Origin of the sequence: Cryobacterium gelidum, assembly GCF_004403985.1 — a bacterium.
Lineage (GTDB): Bacteria > Actinomycetota > Actinomycetes > Actinomycetales > Microbacteriaceae > Cryobacterium > Cryobacterium gelidum.
In genome coordinates, this window is record NZ_SOHL01000015.1 from 257113 (window position 1) to 277850 (window position 20738).

Here is a 20738-nt window from a genome sequence, read left to right on the forward strand (position 1 = left end):
TTCAGCTCGCGTGCCGTGGCGTCGAGTGCCCTAAGACCTAATGCAGGGCAATCGACTGCACGGCCCGCAGCTGGTTGCGGATGAACGTGTTGGCATGCCCGGCTAGATCATCGGAGTCTTCCCACAGGTTGCGCCAAATGCCCAGGGTGCGGCTGAGGTCTCGGTTCACGACGGACGAGGAGAACGACTCGAACACGACGGGCCCGTCGTACCCGATCCGGGCCAGGCCGCGAAAGAAGGAACCAAAATCAACCGTTCCGGAGCCCAGATAGCCGCGGTGGCTTTCTCCGAGGTGAACGTACCCGAGGCGACCCGCAACATCGAGCACGGGGGAAAATAGATCGGACTCCTCGATATTCATGTGGTACGTGTCGAGGTGCACGGAGACGTTGTTGTGATCGACCTCATCGAGAAATCCCAGAGCCGCGCGCCCCGTGTTCATCACATTCGTCTCATAACGATTGACCACCTCGAGGGACAAGTGGATGCCGAGGCCAGCCGCCCGAGAAGCCAGCCGGTTGATCACGGCGGCACTCGACGCCCGACCCGAGAGGGTCACCGGCTCCATGTATTTCTGCATCGCGCTGTAGATCACGCCGCACAACCGCGTGCCGCCGAAGGCATGCACGATGTCGAGACACTCTTCCAACATGCGCTCACCGGCAGCGACACAGGCGGGGTCTGCGCTGGTAAGGTCCGTTGATTGGCTGAGTCCGAGCGATGCTGTGGCGGCGAGATCGTAGTCGGTCAATAGTCGTCTCGCCATTGCACGGTCGAAAGTCGACGGGTCCATTAGCGGAATTTCGATCAGGTCGAAACCTGCCTGCTTCGTCTTCTCGATCGCGAGGGTCAAGCCTGCCTGGTCAAAACTTCCCGTAAAGACGAGTGCGTGGGCGCCGATTTGCATGTGGACTTCTCTCTCAAGATCTCTTCATTGCATTCTGCGTTGCGGAAAACCAACACCTTCACACTATGGCTCACGGGCCAGTTTTAGATACATTAGGATACAACTCAAGACCGACCAATTGTTTCGCAATTGGTCGGATCTTTAAAGCAATGTCTGTCATGATCGAGATGCTCATGGCCAAGGTCCATCCTCCGATGAAGTAGGTGATGTATGTCAAACCAATTGTTGAGAGTCACCGGAATCAGCAAAAGCTTTCCGGGCGTTCAGGCGCTCAAAGACGTTCAGTTTGAACTCGATCGCGGGGAGGTTCTTGCGCTCGTCGGAGAGAACGGTGCCGGCAAGTCCAGCCTGATGAAAATCCTCTCCGGGATTTACATCAAAGACGAGGGCAGCATTTTCCTCGACGGGGTGGAGGTCGACATAGACAGCCCGAAGACCGCCCAGGCGCTTGGTATCAGCATCATTCATCAGGAGATGAATCTGATGGCGCACCTCACAATTGCGCAGAACATTTTTATCGGACGTGAGCCGCGGGAAGGATTGTTTCTGCGCGAGCGGGCGCTTAACCGCAAAGCGGATGAGCTGCTCAAGCGCCTGGGCATCAATCTGGACCCCAAAGCGCTCGTGGAAACCCTCACCGTCGCGAAGCAGCAGATGGTCGAGATCGCCAAGGCCTTGTCTTTCGACGCCAAGGTGCTCATCATGGATGAGCCCACGTCGGCACTGACCGACGTTGAGACCGAAACGCTTTTCACTCTCATCGAGGGACTGAAGCGCACGGGCACGGGCGTTATCTATATCTCGCACCGCATGGACGAATTGCGTCGGATCACCGATCGCGTCACCGTGCTGCGCGATGGTGAATACATCGGAACCCTGCAAAAAGAGCAACTCGACATTCCGACGATCATCGAGATGATGGTCGGTCGCCATATCGAAGAGAGTGCACGGCCGACAGCGCGCGACCGCGCGAACAACGAGGTAGTGCTCAAGGTAGAGGGACTAAATACCCGCCAGCTACTGAAAGACATTTCCTTCGAGCTCAAGCGCGGTGAGATTCTCGGCTTCGCGGGAATGATGGGTGCTGGGCGCACCGAGGTGGCCAGGGCTATCATCGGAGCCGACCTCTCTGAGGGTGGTCGCGTGCACATCAATGGCAAGCCGGTCAAGATCAAGCGGCCCTCGGATGCGGTTGCGCACGGAATCGGCTATCTCTCGGAGGACCGTAAAGCGTACGGCCTCCTGCTCGAGCAAGACGTGAACACCAACGTTTTGCTGGCCTCTCTGCGCGACTACACCGATGCCCTCGGCTTTGTGCACACCATGAAGGGCAAGCAGAAGTCACGCGAATACGTCGCTTCTCTGAGAATCAAAACTCCCTCGATTTCGGCGACGACCAAGAATCTTTCTGGCGGCAACCAGCAGAAGGTCGTGATTGCCAAATGGCTTGCGCGGGATTGTGACATTCTCATTTTCGACGAACCGACCAGGGGCATCGACGTCGGTGCCAAGGAGGAGATCTACAAGCTGCTGAACGATCTCGTGGCCGCCGGCAAGTCAATCATCATGATTTCCTCCGAATTACCGGAGGTGCTGCGCCTGTCGCACCGCATCGTCGTGATGGCGAATGGCCGAATCACGGGAATTCTCGACAACGAAGATGCCAATCAGGCAAAAATAATGGACTACGCCACCCGCATGGGTGACGAGAAAGATTTGTGACGGCCATGAACGCTACCCCCGTAACTGACCAGACACGCGTTGGGGGAGGGACCCCGGAACCGCGTCGCTCGGCCACAAGCTTCCTGCGCGCCCAGATCCAGCAATCGCTCGCCTTCGCTACGCTTGTCGTTCTGCTGGTCTTCTTCTCCTTCGCGAGCAGCAACTTCTTCACCTGGAGCAACATCTCCGGCATCCTGCTCTCGACGGCCGTGATCGGAATCCTCGCCCTCGGTACGACCTTCGTGATTATCACGGGCGGGATCGACCTGTCGATCGGCACCGGCATGACCCTCGCGGCGGTCATGACCGGCATATTCTTGGTCAACCTCGAACTCCCGCTCATGGTCGGAGTGATCGGCGGAATTCTTACCGGCGGGCTGATGGGTTTTATCAACGGCTTCAATATCGCCATTCTGAGACTCCCGCCGTTCATCGCCACCCTCGCAATGATGCTCATCGCGCAGGGACTCGCGCTCGTTATTTCCGGAGTGCGACCGATCTATTTCAGCAGCGTCGTCGGCTTCAAGGACATCGCGCTCGGGTTTGTGATCCCTGGCCTGCCGAACGCAGTGTTGATCTTGTTCGTGCTCGCGATTCTCGCCTACGTGCTGCTGAGTAAGACGTTGCTCGGGCGCTATACCTTTGCCATCGGCAGCAATGAAGAAGCGACCCGGCTGTCGGGCGTCGACACCCGCAAGTGGAAAATTGTCATCTACACGGTCGCCGGCCTGTTCACCGGTGTCGCCGGTGTCGTCATCGGCGCCCGATTGGACTCAGCCCAGCCGCAGTTGGGTACCGGCTACGAGCTGCAGGCCATCGCTGCCGTCATCATCGGCGGAACATCGCTGTTGGGTGGTCGAGGATCGATCCTCGGTACCCTGATCGGTGCCCTCATCATGAGCGTGCTGATCAACGGGCTGCGCATCATGTCGATCCAAACCGAATGGCAAAACGTGGTCATCGGTGTCGTTATTTTGATCGCCGTATTCACCGATGCCCTGCGTCAACGTCGGGCTGCGTCCTAGCGCTGACGCGTCCTCGATGCTGATTTCTGAAATCGGTTGCATCCGCGTGATTACGGCAATGTAACGATCTTGTACCTGCCTGTATTTGAGCGATATTCCTCGCACTAATTTCGCTAGCATTACGTGACAACTACGAAGTTGTCCGCCGAAAAAACAATGGAGTTAATCGATGAAGAAGAATATTGTCTTTCTAGCTGCTGCGGCTGCGATCTCGCTCGCCCTGGCCGGCTGTTCGGCTGGCGGCTCAGACGCCGGTGACGCTGCTGCCGATACTGACAAGCCGTATATCGCCCTGGTTTCCAAAGGCTTCCAGCACCAGTTCTGGCAGGCCGTGAAGAGCGGAGCGGAAAGCAAGGCAGCGGAGCTCGGTGTGACCGTCACATTCGACGGACCGGCTTCGGAAACCGAGGTTGACAGCCAACTGCAGATGCTGCAGGCAGCCATCGACAAGAAGCCGGACGCGATCGGCTATGCGGCACTCGACCCGGAAGCCTGCGTCTCTCTCATGGACGCGGCGAAGACAGCGTCGATTCCCGTTGTGCAGTTCGATGCTGGCTGCAACAGCGACTACCCGCTGAGTATCGCTAAAACCGATAGCCTCGGCGCCGGTGCCCTTGCTGCCGACCACATGGCCGAGCTGATCGGTGGAAAAGGTGAAGTCGCCATCGTCGGCCACAGCCAGATCAACTCCACCGGAGTCGAACGTCGCGACGGGTTCGTCGAACAGATGGAAGCCGAATACCCCGACATCACGATCGTGGACATTCAGTACGGCGATGGTGACCACCTGAAGTCGGCGGATATCGCCAAGGCCATGATCGCGGCACACCCCGATCTCAAGGGTCTGTACGGCACCAACGAGGGCTCGGCCATTGGCATCGTGAATGCCGTCGGCGAGCTTGGACTGGATGCGGGCGAACTCACCGTGATCGGATTTGACTCCGGCCAGGCTCAGATCGATGCGATCACGAACGGCCTGATGGCCGGCGCGATCACGCAGAACCCCATCGGAATCGGCGAAGCAACGGTTCAGGCCGCCTTCGACGCCATCAACGGAGAGACCCCGGAAAAGGTCATCGACACCGGTTACTTCTGGTTCGACAAGACCAACATGGAAGACGCGGAGATCGCAGCCGTTCTGTACAAGTAGTCCCCGGGCGGCAACGGCCCGGCCCTAACACGATAGATACAACGAAGCCCCCACCCGATCGGGTGGGGGCTTCGTTGTATGGTGTGGGCCGCTACGCGATCACGTCACCGCACAGGTGCACGAGAACTCCCAGCTCGTGGAACAGGGCGGCCTTAGCGACCAACGCGCGGTCGGCGGTGTCGGCATCCGGTGCATAGACGACCTGCGCGTGGTTCGCCTTGTGTCGACCCATCAGCTGGTTGCGAGTGACGCCGTGCAGAACGGCGTTCATGATCGGCCACTGCGGATCGGTTGCATCGAGGCGGCGCTGGGTCTCCGCGGCTGGCAGATCCGCGACGTGCCCCCGACCCAGGTCGACGTGGAGCACGCCGTCCATGATGAACACCCGTGACCAAACGATTTCACCGGGCTTGGAAATTCCACTGAGTGTTCCGCCGCCGAGGGGGAAGAACATCGGGGGCTGACGCATGCTGTAGCTCTTGTCATAGCCGCCGTTGTGGGAGGCCGGAACGGAACCGGAGATCTCGAAGACCCAGACGAATTCACCGTCGTATTCTTCACCCCAGCGCACATCGTGCAGGGTATTCGCCGGGTCGAGACCCATCGCGGTCCAGACCCGGTTGGTGATCAGAGCATCGACGGCGACGCCCTCATCCACCTCGTTGAAATGGGGCAGGGCGAGCCCGGCGTAGAGCTCCCGGCTGCCATCCCGGGAGAAGACGGGAGGACGTTCGACGTTATTGAGCAGACCCTCGGCGAGGTCGCTAGCGGGAACGAGGTCTTTGAGTCCCTGCTGGTATTGGATTCCGACCGCATCCAGTCCGTAGTCATCCGAGATGCGAAGCGCAGCGATGTACATTTTGAACTGGCTGTGCACCTGGTCGGGGGTCAGATCGGCGGCGTCGTCCTGGCCGAAGTGGAAGGTAAACCCGGCGTCGTCCAGCCAAGTCTTGACCGTGTCGGCCTCCGCATCCGTGACTCGGGCCATTTCAGCGAACAGGGCGCTCTGGGAGAGACGTTCCTTGTAGATTCCGAGCGGGTTGAGTAGCTCGTCGTCAATGATCGCGTTGTACATGCCCATGCAGCCCTCGTCGAAGATCCCGATGATGGCCTGCTCCTGCTGAAGTTGGTGCGCCAGCGCAACCCCGAGAACAACTTCGGGCTGGGCCGCATCCAGCACGGGTAGGTCGCGCACGTGGCTTTCGTCGGGAACGATGCGGCCTGTTTGGAGCCAGGTTTGCAATTCAGCGACGGCCCATTCGTCGGTGAAGTCGGCACTCCACAGCGAGGAATAGGCGATACCAGCCTTAGTGAGGCTCGCGGTGAGATTGAGCAGGCCGACCAGGCCGGGGTAGTCGCCGGCCCAGTTGGCCACGACGAGAATCGGCCCACGGTGCGCCCGCAAACCGGCGAGTACGTGGTGGCTGTACTGCCAGACTGCCTCGACCACCACGATTGGGGCATCGCTCGGGATGGTCTTGAAGACCTCGATACCCATGCGTTGGCTGTCAATGAATCCATGGCCGCTTGCCGTATCGGCGGAGTGAGCGCGCTGCACCGACCAGCCGATCCGATTCACCGCTGAACTGAAGTCTGCTTCGAGCTGTTCCTGTGTTGGCCAGCATTTGAGATTCGCGGCCTGGCGGAGGTCTCCGTTGGCAACGGTGAAAATTGTTCGTTCGGGCGCCGGCGCCCGAACGAGTGGTGTGGGCAGGAGGTAGCTGGTCATGCGGGATTCGCTTTCTGATCGCTGGTGCTGGAAGGGGACGTACTGGTCTGGGTTGAAACGGTCGCGGGGTCACCAAGTCGGCCGGCCCGAGCGGCGAGAGCATGGGAAATATCGCGGGTAGCCGGATACAGCTGGCGATACAGCGAGTACAACTCGTTGTACTCGTCAGCCAGAGTCGGATTCGGCCGACGCACTTCGGCCGGCGGATTCCACGTGTCGATGTCGACTGTCGTGACGGCCAGTGCGGCGAGGAATGCGGCGCCATAGCTGGCTCCGATCAGCACAGTGGGGATCACTTGGGGTAGTCCAGTGACGTCGCTGACGATCTGTGTCCACAGATTTCCTTGGGCGCCGCCACCGACAGCCACGATGCGCTCGATCGACCCACCGGCATCTCGCATGGCCTCGATGTTGTGCCGCACGCCGAACGCGGTTGCTTCCAAGGCCGCGCGATACAGATCGCCAGCCGAATGCGAGATGGTGAGGCCAGCGATGACGCCGCGTGCTTCCGGATCTTGAATCGGTGTGCGTTCTCCGGCAAAGTACGGCAGCATTAGTAACCCGCGCGCGCCGGGACCAGACGCCGCGGCCAGTGCGATCAGCTCCGAAAAATCACCGGCGCCGAGCAGATCGCGCAGCCAACCGGTGATCGCACCGGAGGTCGCCATTCCGCCCGCGAGGTTGTGCGTGCCGGGAAATGCGCCCACTGTTCCCCACAGCCCGACGGCCGTGACCGGTTCGGGCACCGTGTTGACGAGGAACATTGTGGTCCCGTACATGAGCATGAGGTCTCCGGCACGTTGCGCGCCGACGCTCACCGCCTCCGACCAAGCATCGATCGTGCCGGCGATCACGGGAATGCCAGCTGGCAGTCCCGTTTCGGCGGCGGCTGCGGTGGTGACTTGGCCAGCCACATCGCCGGGCCAGCAGAGTGAGGGAAGTTCGATCGGGCCGATGATCGGCACTGCCCACGGTTCGTACCAGGAGTGCGAACCGGCATCGTAGAGCGGCGTGCACTGGCTGGCGGAGTGGTGGTCAAGCAGGTACGCCCCGGTCAGGTGCCAGGCCAGCCAGGAACTCGGCATGAACAGGCGGCGGGCGCGGGCGAAGATCTCGGGCTCGTTGTCGGCGAGCCAGGCCAATTTCGGCCCGGCGGACTGGGTGGACAGCGCGGAGCCGCCGCGAGTCATGATCACGTCATCGCCGCCCAGTGCGCGCGTGAGATCCGCGATTTGCCGGGTGGCCCTGGTGTCAACGCCGTAGAGGATGGCGGGGCGCAGGGGGAAGCCGGCCGCATCGGTGACCAGCACGCACGGTCCCATGCCGCTGACTCCCACCGCTACTATCACCGCGTCAGCAGCCGTGGCGGCATCGGCCAGTTCACGGGAGATGGACACGAATTCACTCCACCACAGCTCTGCGTCCATCTCGACCCAACCCTCTCGGGGTCGTGTGGGGTCGTGCGTGCGGCTCGTTGATCTCAGAACGGTTCCGTCGAGCGCGACGAGCACGCCCTTGCTGCTTGACGTGCCGATATCTACTCCGATAATCGCGTCAGTGCTCATGCGATCAGCCTAAATGAAATCGATTTCAGGGTCAAGGACACGCCCCGCCATGCGGCCCACGAGGGGAACCAGATTAGGCCGGATTGCCGAGCCTGATCGCTTGGCGGGGTCGATCGTCGCCCTGCAAGCGCTCGATCAGCAGTTGAGCCGCTGCTTCACCGAGCAGGCGTGCCGGAAGCGGGATCACGGTGACGCCACGCGGCGACAGCGTCGCGAACGGCAAATCGCCAAAACTGGCCATGCCGACGAGCGGGGGGGTGAGGTCGTGCTCGATCAGCGCTCGGAGGGCGCCGACCGCCATGAGGTTGTTGGCGACAAACACGGCATCCGGGGGTTCCGGAAGATTTAGCAGATCTACCATCGCCGCATGACCACCCTCGACACGAAAATCGGCGTAGCGCAGGTAGCGGTCTGGGTCTACGTGCGCTGCAGACATGGTCATCAGCACCTCTCGCCAACCGTCGGCGCGGCCCTCGGCGGTGGTGCGCCCGGTCGGTCCGGTGATGCAGGCAATCCGTTGGAAGCCCTGTTCGACCAGGGCCCGAGTGGCATCGCGTCCGCCTGCGACATTATCGACGGTCACGGTATCCACCTCGGGCAGGCTGCGGTCAACGGCGACGACCGGGCGTCCGCGCCGCGTCAGGTCGGTCAAGTTCACGAGGTCGCTCGCCGCGGCAAGAATTATGCCCGCCATATTCTCCGACACGACGACGTCGAGATACCGTGCTTCCTTTTCGGCGTCCTCGTCGGTGTTGCACAGCACCACCGAGTAACCGGATGCCTGTGCCACGTCTTCTACGCCGCGCGCTAACGCCGTAAAAAACGGGTTTTCAATGTCCGGAATGATCAGGGCGATGACCTCGGACGACTGCTTGCGCAGCGTGCGGGCGGTTCGGTTGGGAATGAAGGACAGCCGCTCCGCTGCCGCACGAACCCGCTCGCTGCGTTCGGCCGAGACCGTGATGCCGTTGAAGACCCGGGACACGGTCGCCGGAGAGACTCCGGCAAGCGCGGCGACGTCGTAAATCGTGGCCATGGAGGTCCTTTCGTGCGAGCCTTTCCACTCTACTGATCCTGGCCGACGCTCGGCTTGTCAGGTTGGGAGGACAGAAGACGGCCGGATTGATCTGGTGTCCAGCTGAGAAACCGCGCCGCGTTTTCACGCAGGATCGTGTCTACTGGGCCCTGACCGATTCTGGCGCGCAGCGCCGGCAGGTAGCGGGTGCCGAGATAGGCCAGCCCCGGCATCCCGCCATAGGCAACGTATCGGCTACGCCTCGCCACATCGCCGCCGATGAGAATGTGTTGCAGGCCCCCGCCGGCGATGACGGCTTCGGTGAGGTCGAGTAATTCGGCATCGCTTCGGGTACGCGGCCGGGCAACGCCGTCGTAGCCGAGCCAGGCCCCCCGCGCCACGAGTTCCAGGTGCAAGGCCGGGTTGGGATCGCGATCGGCGTGAGCCAACACGACCCCGCTCGGCTGCACGCCGAGCGTCAGCAGAAGATCAAGTACTTCATGGGCCGCCGTGCAGTATTCAAGGTGCACCATGATCGGAGCGCCGGTCGCTGCGTGGGCGATGGCAACGGCCACGAGGGTCTCGCGTTCAAAGGCGGAGATCGACCAGTAGTCGATGCCGGCCTTCAATAGCCCGGCTCGCACGGGGTCGCCGGCTGGAGTGACCGCCGGTGCCTCGTGGTGGTCGTGGCGGGGCATGCCGTCGCGCAGATCTGTGAGGAACAGGTCGGCGCGACGACGGGCATCCAACCGGCGTAGCCAGTGATCGGGAGAATAGTGCGCGTCGCGGTGCGCGCCGGTGGTCGCGATCACGGTTAGCCCGGTGGACTGGCTGATTCGAGCCACCGCTTCCGGGTCGCGGCCGAGCCCAATCGGGGTTGCGTCAATCATGGCGTCGAACCCGCTCGCGCGCAGAAGCTGAGCTTCGGTCGTTGACGCCGATTCGTCGCGCAGCTCATCACCGACGAGCAGAGGGCTGGCCTGAAACAGGTGCTCGTGATAGTTGACCCGGCCGAGCCCGGACGGGTCCACATCGCCGAGCACACTGCGAATCAGGTTCATCGCACGATCAACGCCGCCTCGGACAGCTGAGTGATCCGGTCTTCGGTGAGATCGATGTTGAACACCTCGGCAATGACCTGAGACCAGCCGTGAATAAAGTAGCGCCAGCCATCGACGACCGTTAGTTGCGCCGCATCCGCTTGCGCCGTAGCCTGCGCGAGGAACTCCAGTGTGCCGCGGTAATTGAACTCCCAGATATAGGCACCGTGCGGAAACGGGGTGCCATCGGGTACCGGACTGCCCGGACGGTCCTTTCCCAGCCCGCTCGCGTTGACGACGAGGCTGTGTGCCGGGGCGGCATCGAGCACGTCGTGGGTGACCTGATCGTCGTCAACCAAAACGTAACGGATGAGCCCCTGACGCGTTCCGCGGCGCACGTGCACGGCCCGGAGGTGATCGAGTCGGCTCTGCGCGGTGTCGGTGACGACGATCAACGCTGGCGTATCTGTTCGCTCGGCCAGATACCAGGTGAGTGCGGCGCCAGCACCACCGGCACCGAGGCAGATAACGTGGCCACCGGTGCGAGCGAAGTGATCGTCGGGCAAAAATTCGCGCGCAGCAAGCCCGGCGGTCAACGGGTCTTTGGCATGGCCGATCAGGCGTCCCGCTCGTTTGGAGATGCTCGAAAGCTCACCGCACAGAGTGCTGAAATCGTCGAGTTCGTCGAACAGGTTGTTGGTGGCCGCGTAGAGGCCCATTTTGTGGGTGGTGACTAGGGCGCCGACATGGTGGGGGTCGTCGCGAATCTGCTCGACCAGACGCACGTATTCCAGTGCGGTCGCTCCGATGGGAAGGTCATGGCCGATCAGGGTTCGGGTGGGCAGATCGAGAATCTTGGCCCAGACCGGAAAAATCGACATGATCGACGACTGCTCGGTGCTGACACCGATGAATCCCATGTAGCCGTTCATGCCCGTGCCTCCGCAGCGTCGAGGTGACTTGTGGAGGAGACGAATCGGGCGGCCAGGCGCTCGATGTTGTCGTAGTTTCCGGCTGCGAGATCGGCCAGAGACACCAGGTCGCCGCCGGCGCCGACCGCGATCGCACCCGCCTTGAACCAGGCACCCATATTGTCCGGCGTGACACCGCCAGTCGGCAGGAGCGGAACATCGGGGAATGGACCTCGTAGTGACTTGAGAAAGGCTGGACCCCCGAGGGAAGCGGGAAATATTTTGACGACGTCAGTGCCATATTCCACCGCGGCCATCAGTTCACTGGGGGTGAGTGCACCGGTCAGCACGAGCAGTCCGGTCGATTTCATCGCCGCCGTGAGCTTTCTACGGGTGCCGGGGCTGACGAGAAAATGCGCTCCGGCCTCCGCTGCCCGGTTTGCCTCATCGACGCTGGTCACCGTGCCGGCCCCCAAGTAGATGTCGTCGCCATACCGCGCAGACAGCTCGCGAATGACGGCGGGCGCGTCGGGGGTGGAATAGGTGATCTCCAGCCCGGTTATCCCGCCGGCAACGAGGGCCTCCGCTGCCCGCAGCGCGCTGTCGGCGGAGGGTGCGCGCAGAACGGCCAGGACGCGGGTGTTCTGGAGTCGGGTCAAGGAATTCGTCATCATCACGCTTTCGTTGCAACGGGATTGGCCGGGGAGCCACCGGCGAGAACGGCGAGCAGGTTGTTGACGGCCATCGACCCCATGTTGTCGACGGCCTGCACGGTTTGCGCGCCGAAATGCGGGGTGACAATCACGCGGTCCGCAAGGTCGGCCGCCAACAGCGGGGACGATAGCCCGCGGGCGTCCCCGCTGAGGGTGTCGGCGGCGAAACCGGCGACGGACTGCGCGCGCAACGCGCGGGCGAGAGCGACTTCATCGATGAGTTCCGGGCGCGCGGTGTTCACGATGACGAGCCCTGGCCGGGCGAAGTCGAGCCACTCGGTGGTTATGATGCTGGTTCCACCGGGACTGTGCAGGGTGACCAGATCGCACTCCGACGCCATGGTGAGGATTGCCTGCGGCACCGCCCCGGCCTGAAGGACGGCGTCATCGGCGAGCCACGGGTCGTGCGCGAAAGTGCGGGAGCCGAAACCTCGGAGGCGACGGGCGACGCCCTGCCCAATCCGGCCGAAACCGATAATACCGACGGTGAGGGCTCCGAGCTCACGCCCGCGCAGCACGGACCAGTCGTTGGCCCGAACGCGACGGTCTCCCGCCGTGGTGCTTCGCAAGATGGCGAGCATCAGTCCGACCGCGTGATCTGCGACCGCATCGCTGTTGGCGCCGGGAGTATTGGTCACGACGATTCCGCGCTCGGCGGCCGCGGCAATATCCACGGATTCCACGCCGACGCCGTAGCGGGCAATCACCCGCAGGTGCGGTGCCGCGTCAAGGTGTTGCCGGGTGACCACACCGGTCCCGGCGATCCATCCCACCGCGTCGGGCAGGAGCGCGAGCAGTTCGGCCAAGTCGTGGCGCGGCGAGGCCGTGACGACGGTGTGCCCGGCGTCGGCAAGTCGGGCAACCTCATCGACACTGCCGGAGGAGAAGGACCGACTCGTGACCAGGATGGTACCCATCAGCGGCCGGCCCGAGTCGCGAACCAAGGTTCGAGGTGCTCATAGCCGTCGATGAAAACGGCGTGGCGGTCCAGATAGTCGCTGTGACGGCTGTGGTCTGGGGAGAACTCCGCCGATACCTCAGAGAGACCGCGCGCGGCACTGAAATCATCGACCAGTCCGAGGCCGACGGCGGCGGTGACCGCGGCACCGAGACTGTTTGCTTCTTCGACAATGGTGCGGCGCCGCACGGGAATTCCCCAGACATCCGCGAGGATCTGCAGCCAGACGTCGCTGGCCGCCCCGCCACCGATCGCGTCGATGCGTGGAATAGACGCGCCGGACTCCCGGAAGGCCTGCATGCAAGTAAGCAGGTTGAAGGCCACGCCCTCGAGCACGGCCCTGGTCATTTCGGCACGCCCATGATGACGGTTGATTCCGATGAACGCTCCCGCGGCATCCGGATTCCAGTAGGGCGAACGCTCGCCGAGCAGGTGCGGCAGAAAATAGAGGCCGCTTGACGCGGCCGACGCGGTCGATGCTTCGGCGACGAGGGCCGAGAGGCTCGCGCCCGAGGGCTCCGGGTCGAGCAGTTCCGACACCCAGGCCATCGCACCGCCGCCGGACTGCATCGTTGCGGTGGGCACGTATCGGTGCGGAACGACGTGATCGAAGGTCATCGTGCGCTGCAGCGGGTCGTGCACGGGGGTCGTGCTTGCGAAGGAAATCCAAGACGAGGTGCCCAAGCACACATAGGCTCCGTCTTCGGGGTCGACGATGCCCGCCCCGACCGCAGCGATCGGGCCGTCGCCGCCGCCGAGCACAACGCGGGTCGTTCGCGGCAAACCGACAGCAATCGCCGCGTCGTTGGTCAGGGTTCCCACGACGGCGGTGGCATCGAGGATCTCTGGAAACAGGTTCGTGTCCAGCCCGGCAGCCGCCAACATTTCGGCTGACCAGTCGCCGCGTTGCTGGTCGTATGCGTTCGTGGCGGATGCGTCAGACCGATCGGTGACGAGGCGGCCGGTGAGCCGGTGCACGACGAAGTCTTTGGCCAGGCAGAAGTGGCGAACGCGAAGAAACTGGTCGGCTTCGTTGTCGCGCACCCACATGATTTTTTCCAACGAGTACGTGGGGTTGAGCCGGTGCCCGAGCAGGGTGTACGCACGGTCCTGGCCGATGATGCGTTCCAGGTGGTGCGTCTGTTTCGTGCTGCGCGTGTCAGCCCAGATGAGTGCGGGGCGTACCGGCAGGTAGTCGGAATCCAACAGCACCGCACCCATCATCTGGCCGCTGACGACGAGCCCGGTCACCTGAGCCGGGTTTACCCCAGATCGGGCCAAGAGCCCGCGGGTGGCCTCCACCACCGTATTCCACCAGTCATTTGGGTTTTGCTCCGCGACACCGCCGTCGGCGAAGAACGCGCTGTAGTTAACGGTCGCCGAGGCGACGAGGCGTCCGTCGTCGCGGTGTAGGGAGGCCTTGTTTCCGGTGGTGCCGAGGTCGTGGGAGATGATCACGGCTACACTTCCGCGAAGTAGTCGACAAAGGCTAGGCCATCGTCCTGACGCCACACCCGCTGGCCGAGGCCGTTCTCCAACACCCAGCTGTAGTCATGGCCAGCGCCGCCGGGGTAGACGGCGAGGAAAGAGTACGGTTCGCTGCCGACGTTGACGCTGCGGTGCGCCCAGCCCGGTGGAATGTAACCGATGGTGCCGGGGGCCATGTCCACCCAACGGGTGTCCTTCCCGTCGAACATGAGCAGCCCCCCGTTTCCCGACATGCCGAGATAAATTTCTCCCTGGTGGTTGGGATGCTGGTGGCCCTTGGTCATCCAGAATTCACCGCCGGTGGTGCCCGGGTGGATAGTTGTGATCGATTGCGGGAGCTCGCGGTCGATCTCTGGTACCGGGCTTGACACGACGGAGTAGACGATCGGGTCGCCGTCGGCGACGGCGGTTCGCCACGAGTTTTGATCGCGGAACAGCCCCTCGAGGTCGGACATGCGCCGGGTGAGCGTCGGACCTGCGGGGCTCAGGGTGCCGGCCGCCTGGTCGAAGCGAATGGACATGGGCGGAACGGGCAGTGCGGAGTAGTCAGACACGTCGTCTCCAGGCTCGGGGCAGCGGCGGTGCTGCAGGTCCAGAGTACCTGTAATTACAGGTCACATGTAATTACAGGTGAGATTCTTCTCCCGACGGTCCCGACGGTCCTGACTTACTGGCGCTGCCGGTATGGCGCAGCGCAGCCGTGCTCTGGGTGGCGGACGAGGCGCTCAACTGGAACTCGAAGCGACTGCGATCTCCGCGATGATACGCAATGAAGTATTCCATCGGCTGTTTGTGCTCGTCGTAGCTGACGCTGCGCAGCACCAGCAAGGCCTGGCCGGCACCGACCTTGAGCAGTGCCCCCTGAGCCCGATTCGCGGATATCGCTTCGGCGGACCGAACCCCACGCACTGCGCGGATTCCGTGGGTAGCCAGCAGCGCATAGAGGGACCTATCCCGCAGATCATCGTGCAAGACCAGCAATCCGATGTCGTGCGGCAGGTACGTCGTCGTCCATGACCACGGTTCGTCATCGACATAGCGCAGACGCTCGATCACGATGACCGGTGACTGGGGAGCGACACCGAGTGAATCAGCGACATCGTCGTCGGCCAAGATCACCTCCTGCCGACGAACCTCACTGTGAACGTGACCGCCGCGAGCGGCGACTTCCTCATATAGCCCGGTCAGCGTATGCACGAGGCTCTCCGGTACTTTCTGGTGCGCAACGAACGTGCCTTTGCCTTTGACTCGTTCGATGATCCCCTGATTTTCCAGCTGGGATAGCGCCTGCCGCACCACCGTCCGGGAGACATTGAACTTCTCACACAATCGATGTTCGCCGGGGAGCAGATCGCCCGATCGCAATCCTTGACGGGCGATGTCGTCGATGAGTCGGCGCTTCAGCTGGTGGTACATGGGTGTTGCGGCGAGTCGATCGATATCTGGGGGCGTAACGGCGCTCCGGGGTGCTTCGGCTGCGTCGACCGTGGAAGGTTTCTTGTTCATCGTGTCACTATCTGTGGGGTCGGCAGGCAAGGGGCCGAAGTCAGTGCGCCGCGCCGGCGTGCAAGTCGAGCAGTGCCTCGACGGCGGCGCGCTGGGGCAGGCTCGGCGATGCGCCGCGCTGGGTGACCGTGAGCGCGCCAGCGGCCATCGCTTGTCTGATGGAATCCGTTAAATCATTACCGCGGGCGAGGGCCGCGCCGAGGTAACCGGCGAAGGCGTCGCCGGCCGCGGTCGTGTCGACGGCCACGACTGGAATGGCGGGAAAATGTTGCACCGCGGTTTCTGAGACCAAAATGGCGCCGGACGATGCCATAGTGATCAACGCGTGGCCCGCTCCACGAGCGGTAAACCATCTACCGGCGGCGATGGCGGAGTCAGCGTCGGTCACGACGATGCCGGTGAGGCGGCTGGCTTCCGTCTCGTTCGGCGTGACGATGTCGACCAGGGGCCAGATGCTTCCGTCGAGGGCGGTCGCGGGGGCCGGGTCGAGGATTACGGTGAGCCCGGACTCGTGTGCTTTGCGGATCGCATGTTGGGTGAGTGCCCAGGGGATTTCGAGCTGGGTCAGGAGAACCCTCGACGACGAGGCGTGGGCCAGGAAGGCGGCGTCGATCTGCTCGGCGCTGAGTGAGGCATTGGCCAGCGGCACCATGACGATGTCATTCTCACCGGACTCATCGACGCGGATATGGGCGATTCCGCTAGGGCCGGGCACCTGAGAGACATGGTCGATGTCGACTCCGGCCTGCTGCAGGCCGTTCGTTAGCAATGGTGCGAACAGGTCGGTGCCGACGCAGGAGACCATATAGGCCGAGCTTCCGGCGAGAGCGACCGCGATCGCCTGGTTGGCTCCCTTTCCGCCGAGGACCAGCGTGAAATCATCGCCCAGAACCGTCTCGCCACGAGACGGGAGGCGGTGGGAAAAAGTCGTGAGGTCGGCTGTGATGCTTCCCACGATCAGGACTCCGTCTGTTCGAGTTGCCGACGACTCTGTCTGGCTCATTGCTGTCCTTCCCGCTTGCGTTCGTCACAATGACGTGTAATTACATTACCGGACAGGTTGAAACAGGATCATTCGGTTTGGTTGCTAGGGTCGAGTGCGGGAGCTGCCGACATATCGAAGGAGAGTGCCCAGATGAGCCGAGAACGCCGTTTCTACGTTGACAGCGCCCAGGTCGATGAAGTTGCTGAGGTGCTTCGTGACAGGCTCGTGCACGGTGTGACAACGAACCCGACGATCCTCGAACGGGCGCACCGCTCCTCGGCGGATTCTCCGGCACTCTATGCGCGCTGGATTTCGGAGGGGGCAGAGGAAGTCTTCTTTCAGGCCTGGGGTGACAGTATCCAGACGCTCCTGCACACTGCTCATGGGATCCTGGCACTCGGACCAAAGGTGGTCGTTAAGGTTCCGGCAACTCGCGCGGGGTTCGCTGCTGCGGCCGACCTCAGTAGGGGCGGGGCGACGGTTCTCCTAACAGCGGTGTACTCACCAGCCCAGGCACTCGTGGCAGCCAGCCTGGGGGTGCGCTACGTCGCCCCTTATCTAGGCCGGATGCAGGACCGCGGCCTCGATGGCATCGCCGAGATTTCCGTCATGACGGCCCTCGTGGCGGACACCGGCACAGACGTTCTCGCCGCGAGTCTGCGCTCCCCGGAAGCCATCGTGGCGCTCGCCGCCGTCGGGGTGTCCTATTTCACGGCGGCACCCGCGGTCATCTTGGCGATGTTGCAGCACGAGCTGAGTGAGAGCTCCAACGCGGAGTTCGAGGCGGCCGTCGCGCGCGGACACTTTCGCGCGCATAGTCAGCATTAGGCGGTGGTCACCGCGTCACGCAGCCACTGTTCGATACCGGAGATGTGCACGATAGTCAGTGCCTGCGCGAGCTCGGCATCGTGTTCTTCAAGGGCGTCGGCAATGGCCTTGTGTTCAGCAAGCGTGCGTTCGACGGAGTGCTCTTGGGTGAGGCCGCGCCAGATGCGTGCTCGCATGGTGTGGCTCGACAGGGAGTCGATCAGACTGGCCAGATAGGCGTTTCCGGAGGCCGCGGCAATGGCGCCGTGAAAACGGATGTCCGCCGTCACTAGGCCTTCGACGTCGGTCGACTCGTTTACCAGCTCCACCAGGGCGCGCAGCGTGGCCAACTCGGCTGCGCTCATCCGCACGGCGGCGAGTGCCGCTGCTGCCGGTTCCAGAATGCGACGTACCGCGAACAGCTCCAGGATAGACGAATCGGTGTGCAGGTCTGTGATGAACGTCATCGCCTCGAGGAGGAGGCGTGGTTCCAGGCTGGTGACGTAGGTGCCGTCACCGCGCCGCACGTCGAGCACGCGAATGACTTCGAGCGCCTTTACCGCCTCCCGCAGTGAACTGCGGGAGAGGCCGAGCCGCTCACTCAGCTCCTTTTCCGGAGGGAGTTTGTCGCGGGGTTTGATCTCACCGCTCAGGATCATGTCTTTGATCTTGAGAATCGCTTCATCGGTGACGGCCATGAACAGATTCTATCTAGGACGAAATCTTGCCGGGGCAGCACCAGGTGACCACTCGGTGCGTCGGCGGCTAGATGAAGCTTCGGTCAATTCCGGCCGCTGCATAGATGGCATCGATGACGATCATGTTGTTCATCGAGTCAGTGCCCTCCGTGGGGAGCGGCGTGTGATTGGTAAGAGCCACAACGATCGCTTCGAGTTGATGGTCATAGGTAGTCAGGCCACGCACGGTGCTGAAGCGCGTTATGCCGTCGATGGTTTCGCTGATGCTGTGGCCCGTCGACGGGAAGACAAGATTGTCCACGTGTGCCGTTCCTTCTGTGCCGACGATGTCGAGCGTCGACGTCTCCTGCGGGCCCGCTGCCATACTCGCTGTGACGAGGGCGGTCGTGCCGGAAGGGAAGCGGAGTTCCGCTTCGATGCTCACGTCGGCGCCGAGCGGATTTATGGACGCGAGAGCGCTCACGACAAGGGGTTCCGCGTTCATTAGGCTGCGTACCCAGTGCACGGGGTAGCAGCCAAGGTCCATCAGTGCCCCGCCGCCGAGGGTCGGAACGTGGCGTATGCCCCGGGGTTCGAACGGGTTGCTGACGGAAAAATCTGCGCGCAGCGACACTATGTCGCCCAGTCGATTCGAGGCGATTAGCGCATCAATTTCGACGTTCAGCGGATGGTAGCGGTCGTGGAAAGCCTCGATCAAGCGTTGGCCGGTGGCCTGGGCAGACTGAAGCATCCGCTCGGACTGCGCGGCATTCATGGCGAAGGGCTTCTCGCACAAGACGTCTTTGCCGGCTTCCAGCGCCGCGATCGACCACTCAGCGTGTTCCGAGGGTGGCAAAGCGTTGTACACGAGATCGATGTCGGGGTCGGCCAAGAGGGCGCGGTAGTCGTCGTAAAAACGCTCGATATTGTGGACGGAGGCATAATCGGCGGCCGCCGACGGGCGGCGTGACGCCACAGCCATAACGGTGACGTCGGTTCGGCGCTCGGCCGGGTGAATGATCGCTGCCGGGGCTATCCCTGACGCACCAAGGAGGCCAATACGAAGCACAGTGTCTTCTTTCAGAAGCGGTTGTCGGCACGAAGTGATGTTGTGTTGCGCTACACAGGCTACGCGATCTGTTGCTGTTTGGCCGAGACGGGAATGAGCAACAGCAAGCCGGCGAGTAGCACGAGCATGATGCCGAGAATGCCCCAGTAGGTCTCGCCGAAGAGTGTGACCATGATCGCGAAAGCGGTCGGCGCGAGAAAGCTCACGGCCCGACCGGTCGTGGCGTAGAGCCCGAAGACCTCGCCCTCGCGGCCGAGGGGAATGAGGCGGGCCAGAAAGGTGCGGCTGGCCGACTGGGCCGGCCCGACGAACAGGCACAGGGCCAGTCCCGCCGTCCAGAACACTATCTGCCCGCCGTCGTGCAGAAGGAACACTAGGAGGCCGCTCACCAGCAGCCCGACCAGCGCGGTCACAATGATCGGCTTGGCGCCGAGCCGATCGTCGAGCGCGCCGACGCTCATGGTGGCCACGCCCGCGACCACATTGGCCGCGATCGCGAAGAGGATGACCTCGCCGGGGGAGAATCCGAAAACGGATGCTGCGAGCACGCCCCCGAACGTGAAGACGCCGGCCAGACCATCACGGAACACCGCGCTCGCAATAAGAAAGTAGACCGTCTGGCGGCTGGTCTTCCAGAGGCGGGCGATGTCGTGGCCGAGCACGACGTAGGAGCGAAAAAAGCTGACCTTCGCGCGGCGGGCGGCCTGTGGTGCCCGATACTCCGGCACCCGCAACAGTACGGGCAACGCGAACAGGCCAAACCAGGCGGCCGCGAGCAGCATGGAGACCCGCACGGCTTGACCGTTGTCGGCGGTGACTCCGAACAAGCCGACCTCGGGCTGGATGAAGCCGAAGTACACGATGAGCAGCAGCACAATGCCGCCGAGATACCCCATGCCCCAGCCGAACCCGCTCACCGTGCCAATCGTGCGCGGCGTCGACACCTGCCCGAGCATGGCGTTGTAGTTGACCGCCGCGAATTCAAAGAAGACGTTGCCGGCCGCGACCAGAAACAAGCCGAGGAGCAGGTAGCTCGGGTTTGCCTGCACGAAGAACATGGCCGCCGTCAGCACCACGACGATGAGGGTATTGACGCCGAGCCAGAACTTGCGGCGGCCGGAGGTGTCGGAGCGTTGCCCGGTGATCGGGGCCAATGCGGCGATCACCAGACCGGCGATGGCCAGCGCCCAGCCGAGCTGGGCCGAGATGACGTCTTGGTCGCCGAAGGAAGAGCCGGTGATGTACACGGTGAAGACGAAGGTCGTGACGACCGCGTTGAAGGCTGCCGATCCCCAGTCCCACAAGGCCCAAGCCAGCACCCGACCACGCGTTGGAACGGTACCCGTGTCTTCGGCGACAGTCTCGGTCATGTGCACAATCTACTGCCCCGGGAGAAACATCTGGCTTCGGTGGCCCACGGCATCCGCGCGAAACAGAGTTGAGTCACTCACACTCAACTTCCAGCCGCGAA

At 62.8% G+C, this 20738-nt stretch carries 19 protein-coding genes; 4 read left to right on the forward strand and 15 right to left on the reverse strand.

Annotated elements, in window-relative coordinates; genetic code table 11:
• Window positions 1-37: 37 nt before the first annotated feature.
• Complete coding sequence (locus E3T50_RS09710) at window positions 38-907, reverse strand: sugar phosphate isomerase/epimerase family protein (protein WP_134551639.1); 870 nt, start codon at window positions 905-907, stop codon at window positions 38-40.
• 210 nt (window positions 908-1117) lie between these two features.
• Between E3T50_RS09710 and E3T50_RS09715 the strand changes: the two genes are divergently transcribed.
• The 3 genes from E3T50_RS09715 to E3T50_RS09725 all read left to right on the forward strand — a co-directional run bounded on the left by E3T50_RS09715 (window position 1118) and on the right by E3T50_RS09725 (window position 4804).
• Window positions 1118-2629, forward strand: coding sequence for a sugar ABC transporter ATP-binding protein (locus E3T50_RS09715; RefSeq protein ID WP_134551640.1), 1512 nt, complete (start codon window positions 1118-1120; stop codon window positions 2627-2629).
• Window positions 2630-2634: 5 nt separating this feature from the next.
• On the forward strand, window positions 2635-3654 hold the full coding sequence (locus tag E3T50_RS09720; protein ID WP_174844747.1) for an ABC transporter permease: 1020 nt from the start codon (window positions 2635-2637) through the stop codon (window positions 3652-3654).
• A gap of 169 nt (window positions 3655-3823) precedes the next feature.
• The gene (locus tag E3T50_RS09725; protein WP_134551642.1) at window positions 3824-4804 is read left to right on the forward strand and encodes an ABC transporter substrate-binding protein; all 981 of its coding nucleotides are present in this window, start codon (window positions 3824-3826) and stop codon (window positions 4802-4804) included.
• Between the two features lie 91 nt (window positions 4805-4895).
• On the opposite strand, the gene E3T50_RS09730 is transcribed toward E3T50_RS09725, so the two are convergent.
• The 11 genes from E3T50_RS09730 to E3T50_RS09780 all read right to left on the reverse strand — a co-directional run bounded on the left by E3T50_RS09730 (window position 4896) and on the right by E3T50_RS09780 (window position 16684).
• Window positions 4896-6533, reverse strand: a complete 1638-nt coding sequence (locus E3T50_RS09730) for a fucose isomerase (protein WP_134551643.1) — start codon at window positions 6531-6533, stop codon at window positions 4896-4898.
• A complete protein-coding gene (locus E3T50_RS09735; RefSeq protein ID WP_134551644.1) occupies window positions 6530-8098 on the reverse strand; it encodes an FGGY-family carbohydrate kinase in 1569 nt (522 codons plus the stop codon). Before E3T50_RS09735 ends, E3T50_RS09730 begins: the two co-directional genes overlap by 4 nt.
• 73 nt (window positions 8099-8171) lie before the next feature.
• Window positions 8172-9134 carry a LacI family DNA-binding transcriptional regulator gene (locus tag E3T50_RS09740; protein WP_134551645.1) on the reverse strand — a complete coding sequence of 321 codons (963 nt, stop codon included), beginning with the start codon at window positions 9132-9134 and terminating at the stop codon, window positions 8172-8174.
• Window positions 9135-9163: 29 nt separating this feature from the next.
• Complete coding sequence (locus E3T50_RS09745; protein ID WP_134551646.1) at window positions 9164-10174, reverse strand: phosphotriesterase family protein; 1011 nt, start codon at window positions 10172-10174, stop codon at window positions 9164-9166.
• Entirely contained in the window at window positions 10171-11085 is a 915-nt protein-coding gene (locus E3T50_RS09750) for a shikimate dehydrogenase (protein ID WP_134551647.1), read from the reverse strand. Before E3T50_RS09750 ends, E3T50_RS09745 begins: the two co-directional genes overlap by 4 nt.
• Entirely contained in the window at window positions 11082-11738 is a 657-nt protein-coding gene (locus E3T50_RS09755) for a bifunctional 4-hydroxy-2-oxoglutarate aldolase/2-dehydro-3-deoxy-phosphogluconate aldolase (RefSeq protein ID WP_241990849.1), read from the reverse strand. The genes E3T50_RS09750 and E3T50_RS09755 overlap by 4 nt, the downstream gene beginning before the upstream one ends.
• On the reverse strand, window positions 11738-12694 hold the full coding sequence (locus tag E3T50_RS09760; protein WP_166784266.1) for an NAD(P)-dependent oxidoreductase: 957 nt from the start codon (window positions 12692-12694) through the stop codon (window positions 11738-11740). The genes E3T50_RS09755 and E3T50_RS09760 overlap by 1 nt, the downstream gene beginning before the upstream one ends.
• Window positions 12694-14193: a xylulokinase gene (xylB, locus tag E3T50_RS09765; RefSeq protein ID WP_134551649.1), complete on the reverse strand. Its 1500-nt coding sequence runs from the start codon at window positions 14191-14193 to the stop codon at window positions 12694-12696. The genes E3T50_RS09760 and xylB overlap by 1 nt, the downstream gene beginning before the upstream one ends.
• A 2-nt stretch (window positions 14194-14195) precedes the next feature.
• Window positions 14196-14777: a glucose-6-phosphate isomerase family protein gene (locus E3T50_RS09770; RefSeq protein WP_174844748.1), complete on the reverse strand. Its 582-nt coding sequence runs from the start codon at window positions 14775-14777 to the stop codon at window positions 14196-14198.
• Window positions 14778-14847: 70 nt separating this feature from the next.
• Entirely contained in the window at window positions 14848-15729 is an 882-nt protein-coding gene (locus tag E3T50_RS09775; protein ID WP_134551650.1) for a GntR family transcriptional regulator, read from the reverse strand.
• 40 nt (window positions 15730-15769) lie between these two features.
• Window positions 15770-16684, reverse strand: coding sequence for a ribokinase (locus E3T50_RS09780; RefSeq protein WP_241990850.1), 915 nt, complete (start codon window positions 16682-16684; stop codon window positions 15770-15772).
• A 180-nt stretch (window positions 16685-16864) separates the two neighbouring features.
• On the opposite strand from E3T50_RS09780, the gene E3T50_RS09785 reads away from it, so the two are divergent.
• Window positions 16865-17542, forward strand: a complete 678-nt coding sequence (locus tag E3T50_RS09785; RefSeq protein WP_134551652.1) for a transaldolase family protein — start codon at window positions 16865-16867, stop codon at window positions 17540-17542.
• Here E3T50_RS09785 and E3T50_RS09790 read toward each other — a convergent pair.
• From E3T50_RS09790 to E3T50_RS09800, 3 genes are all read right to left on the reverse strand, one after another.
• Window positions 17539-18219, reverse strand: coding sequence for a FadR/GntR family transcriptional regulator (locus E3T50_RS09790; protein WP_134551653.1), 681 nt, complete (start codon window positions 18217-18219; stop codon window positions 17539-17541). The two genes, E3T50_RS09785 and E3T50_RS09790, sit on opposite strands and share 4 nt — an antisense overlap.
• Before the next feature lie 67 nt (window positions 18220-18286).
• On the reverse strand, window positions 18287-19267 hold the full coding sequence (locus E3T50_RS09795) for a Gfo/Idh/MocA family protein (RefSeq protein WP_134551654.1): 981 nt from the start codon (window positions 19265-19267) through the stop codon (window positions 18287-18289).
• Window positions 19268-19326: 59 nt separating this feature from the next.
• Window positions 19327-20637 (reverse strand): MFS transporter, encoded by a 1311-nt coding sequence (locus E3T50_RS09800; protein WP_134551655.1) that lies wholly within the window; start codon window positions 20635-20637, stop codon window positions 19327-19329.
• Window positions 20638-20738 lie beyond the last annotated feature (101 nt).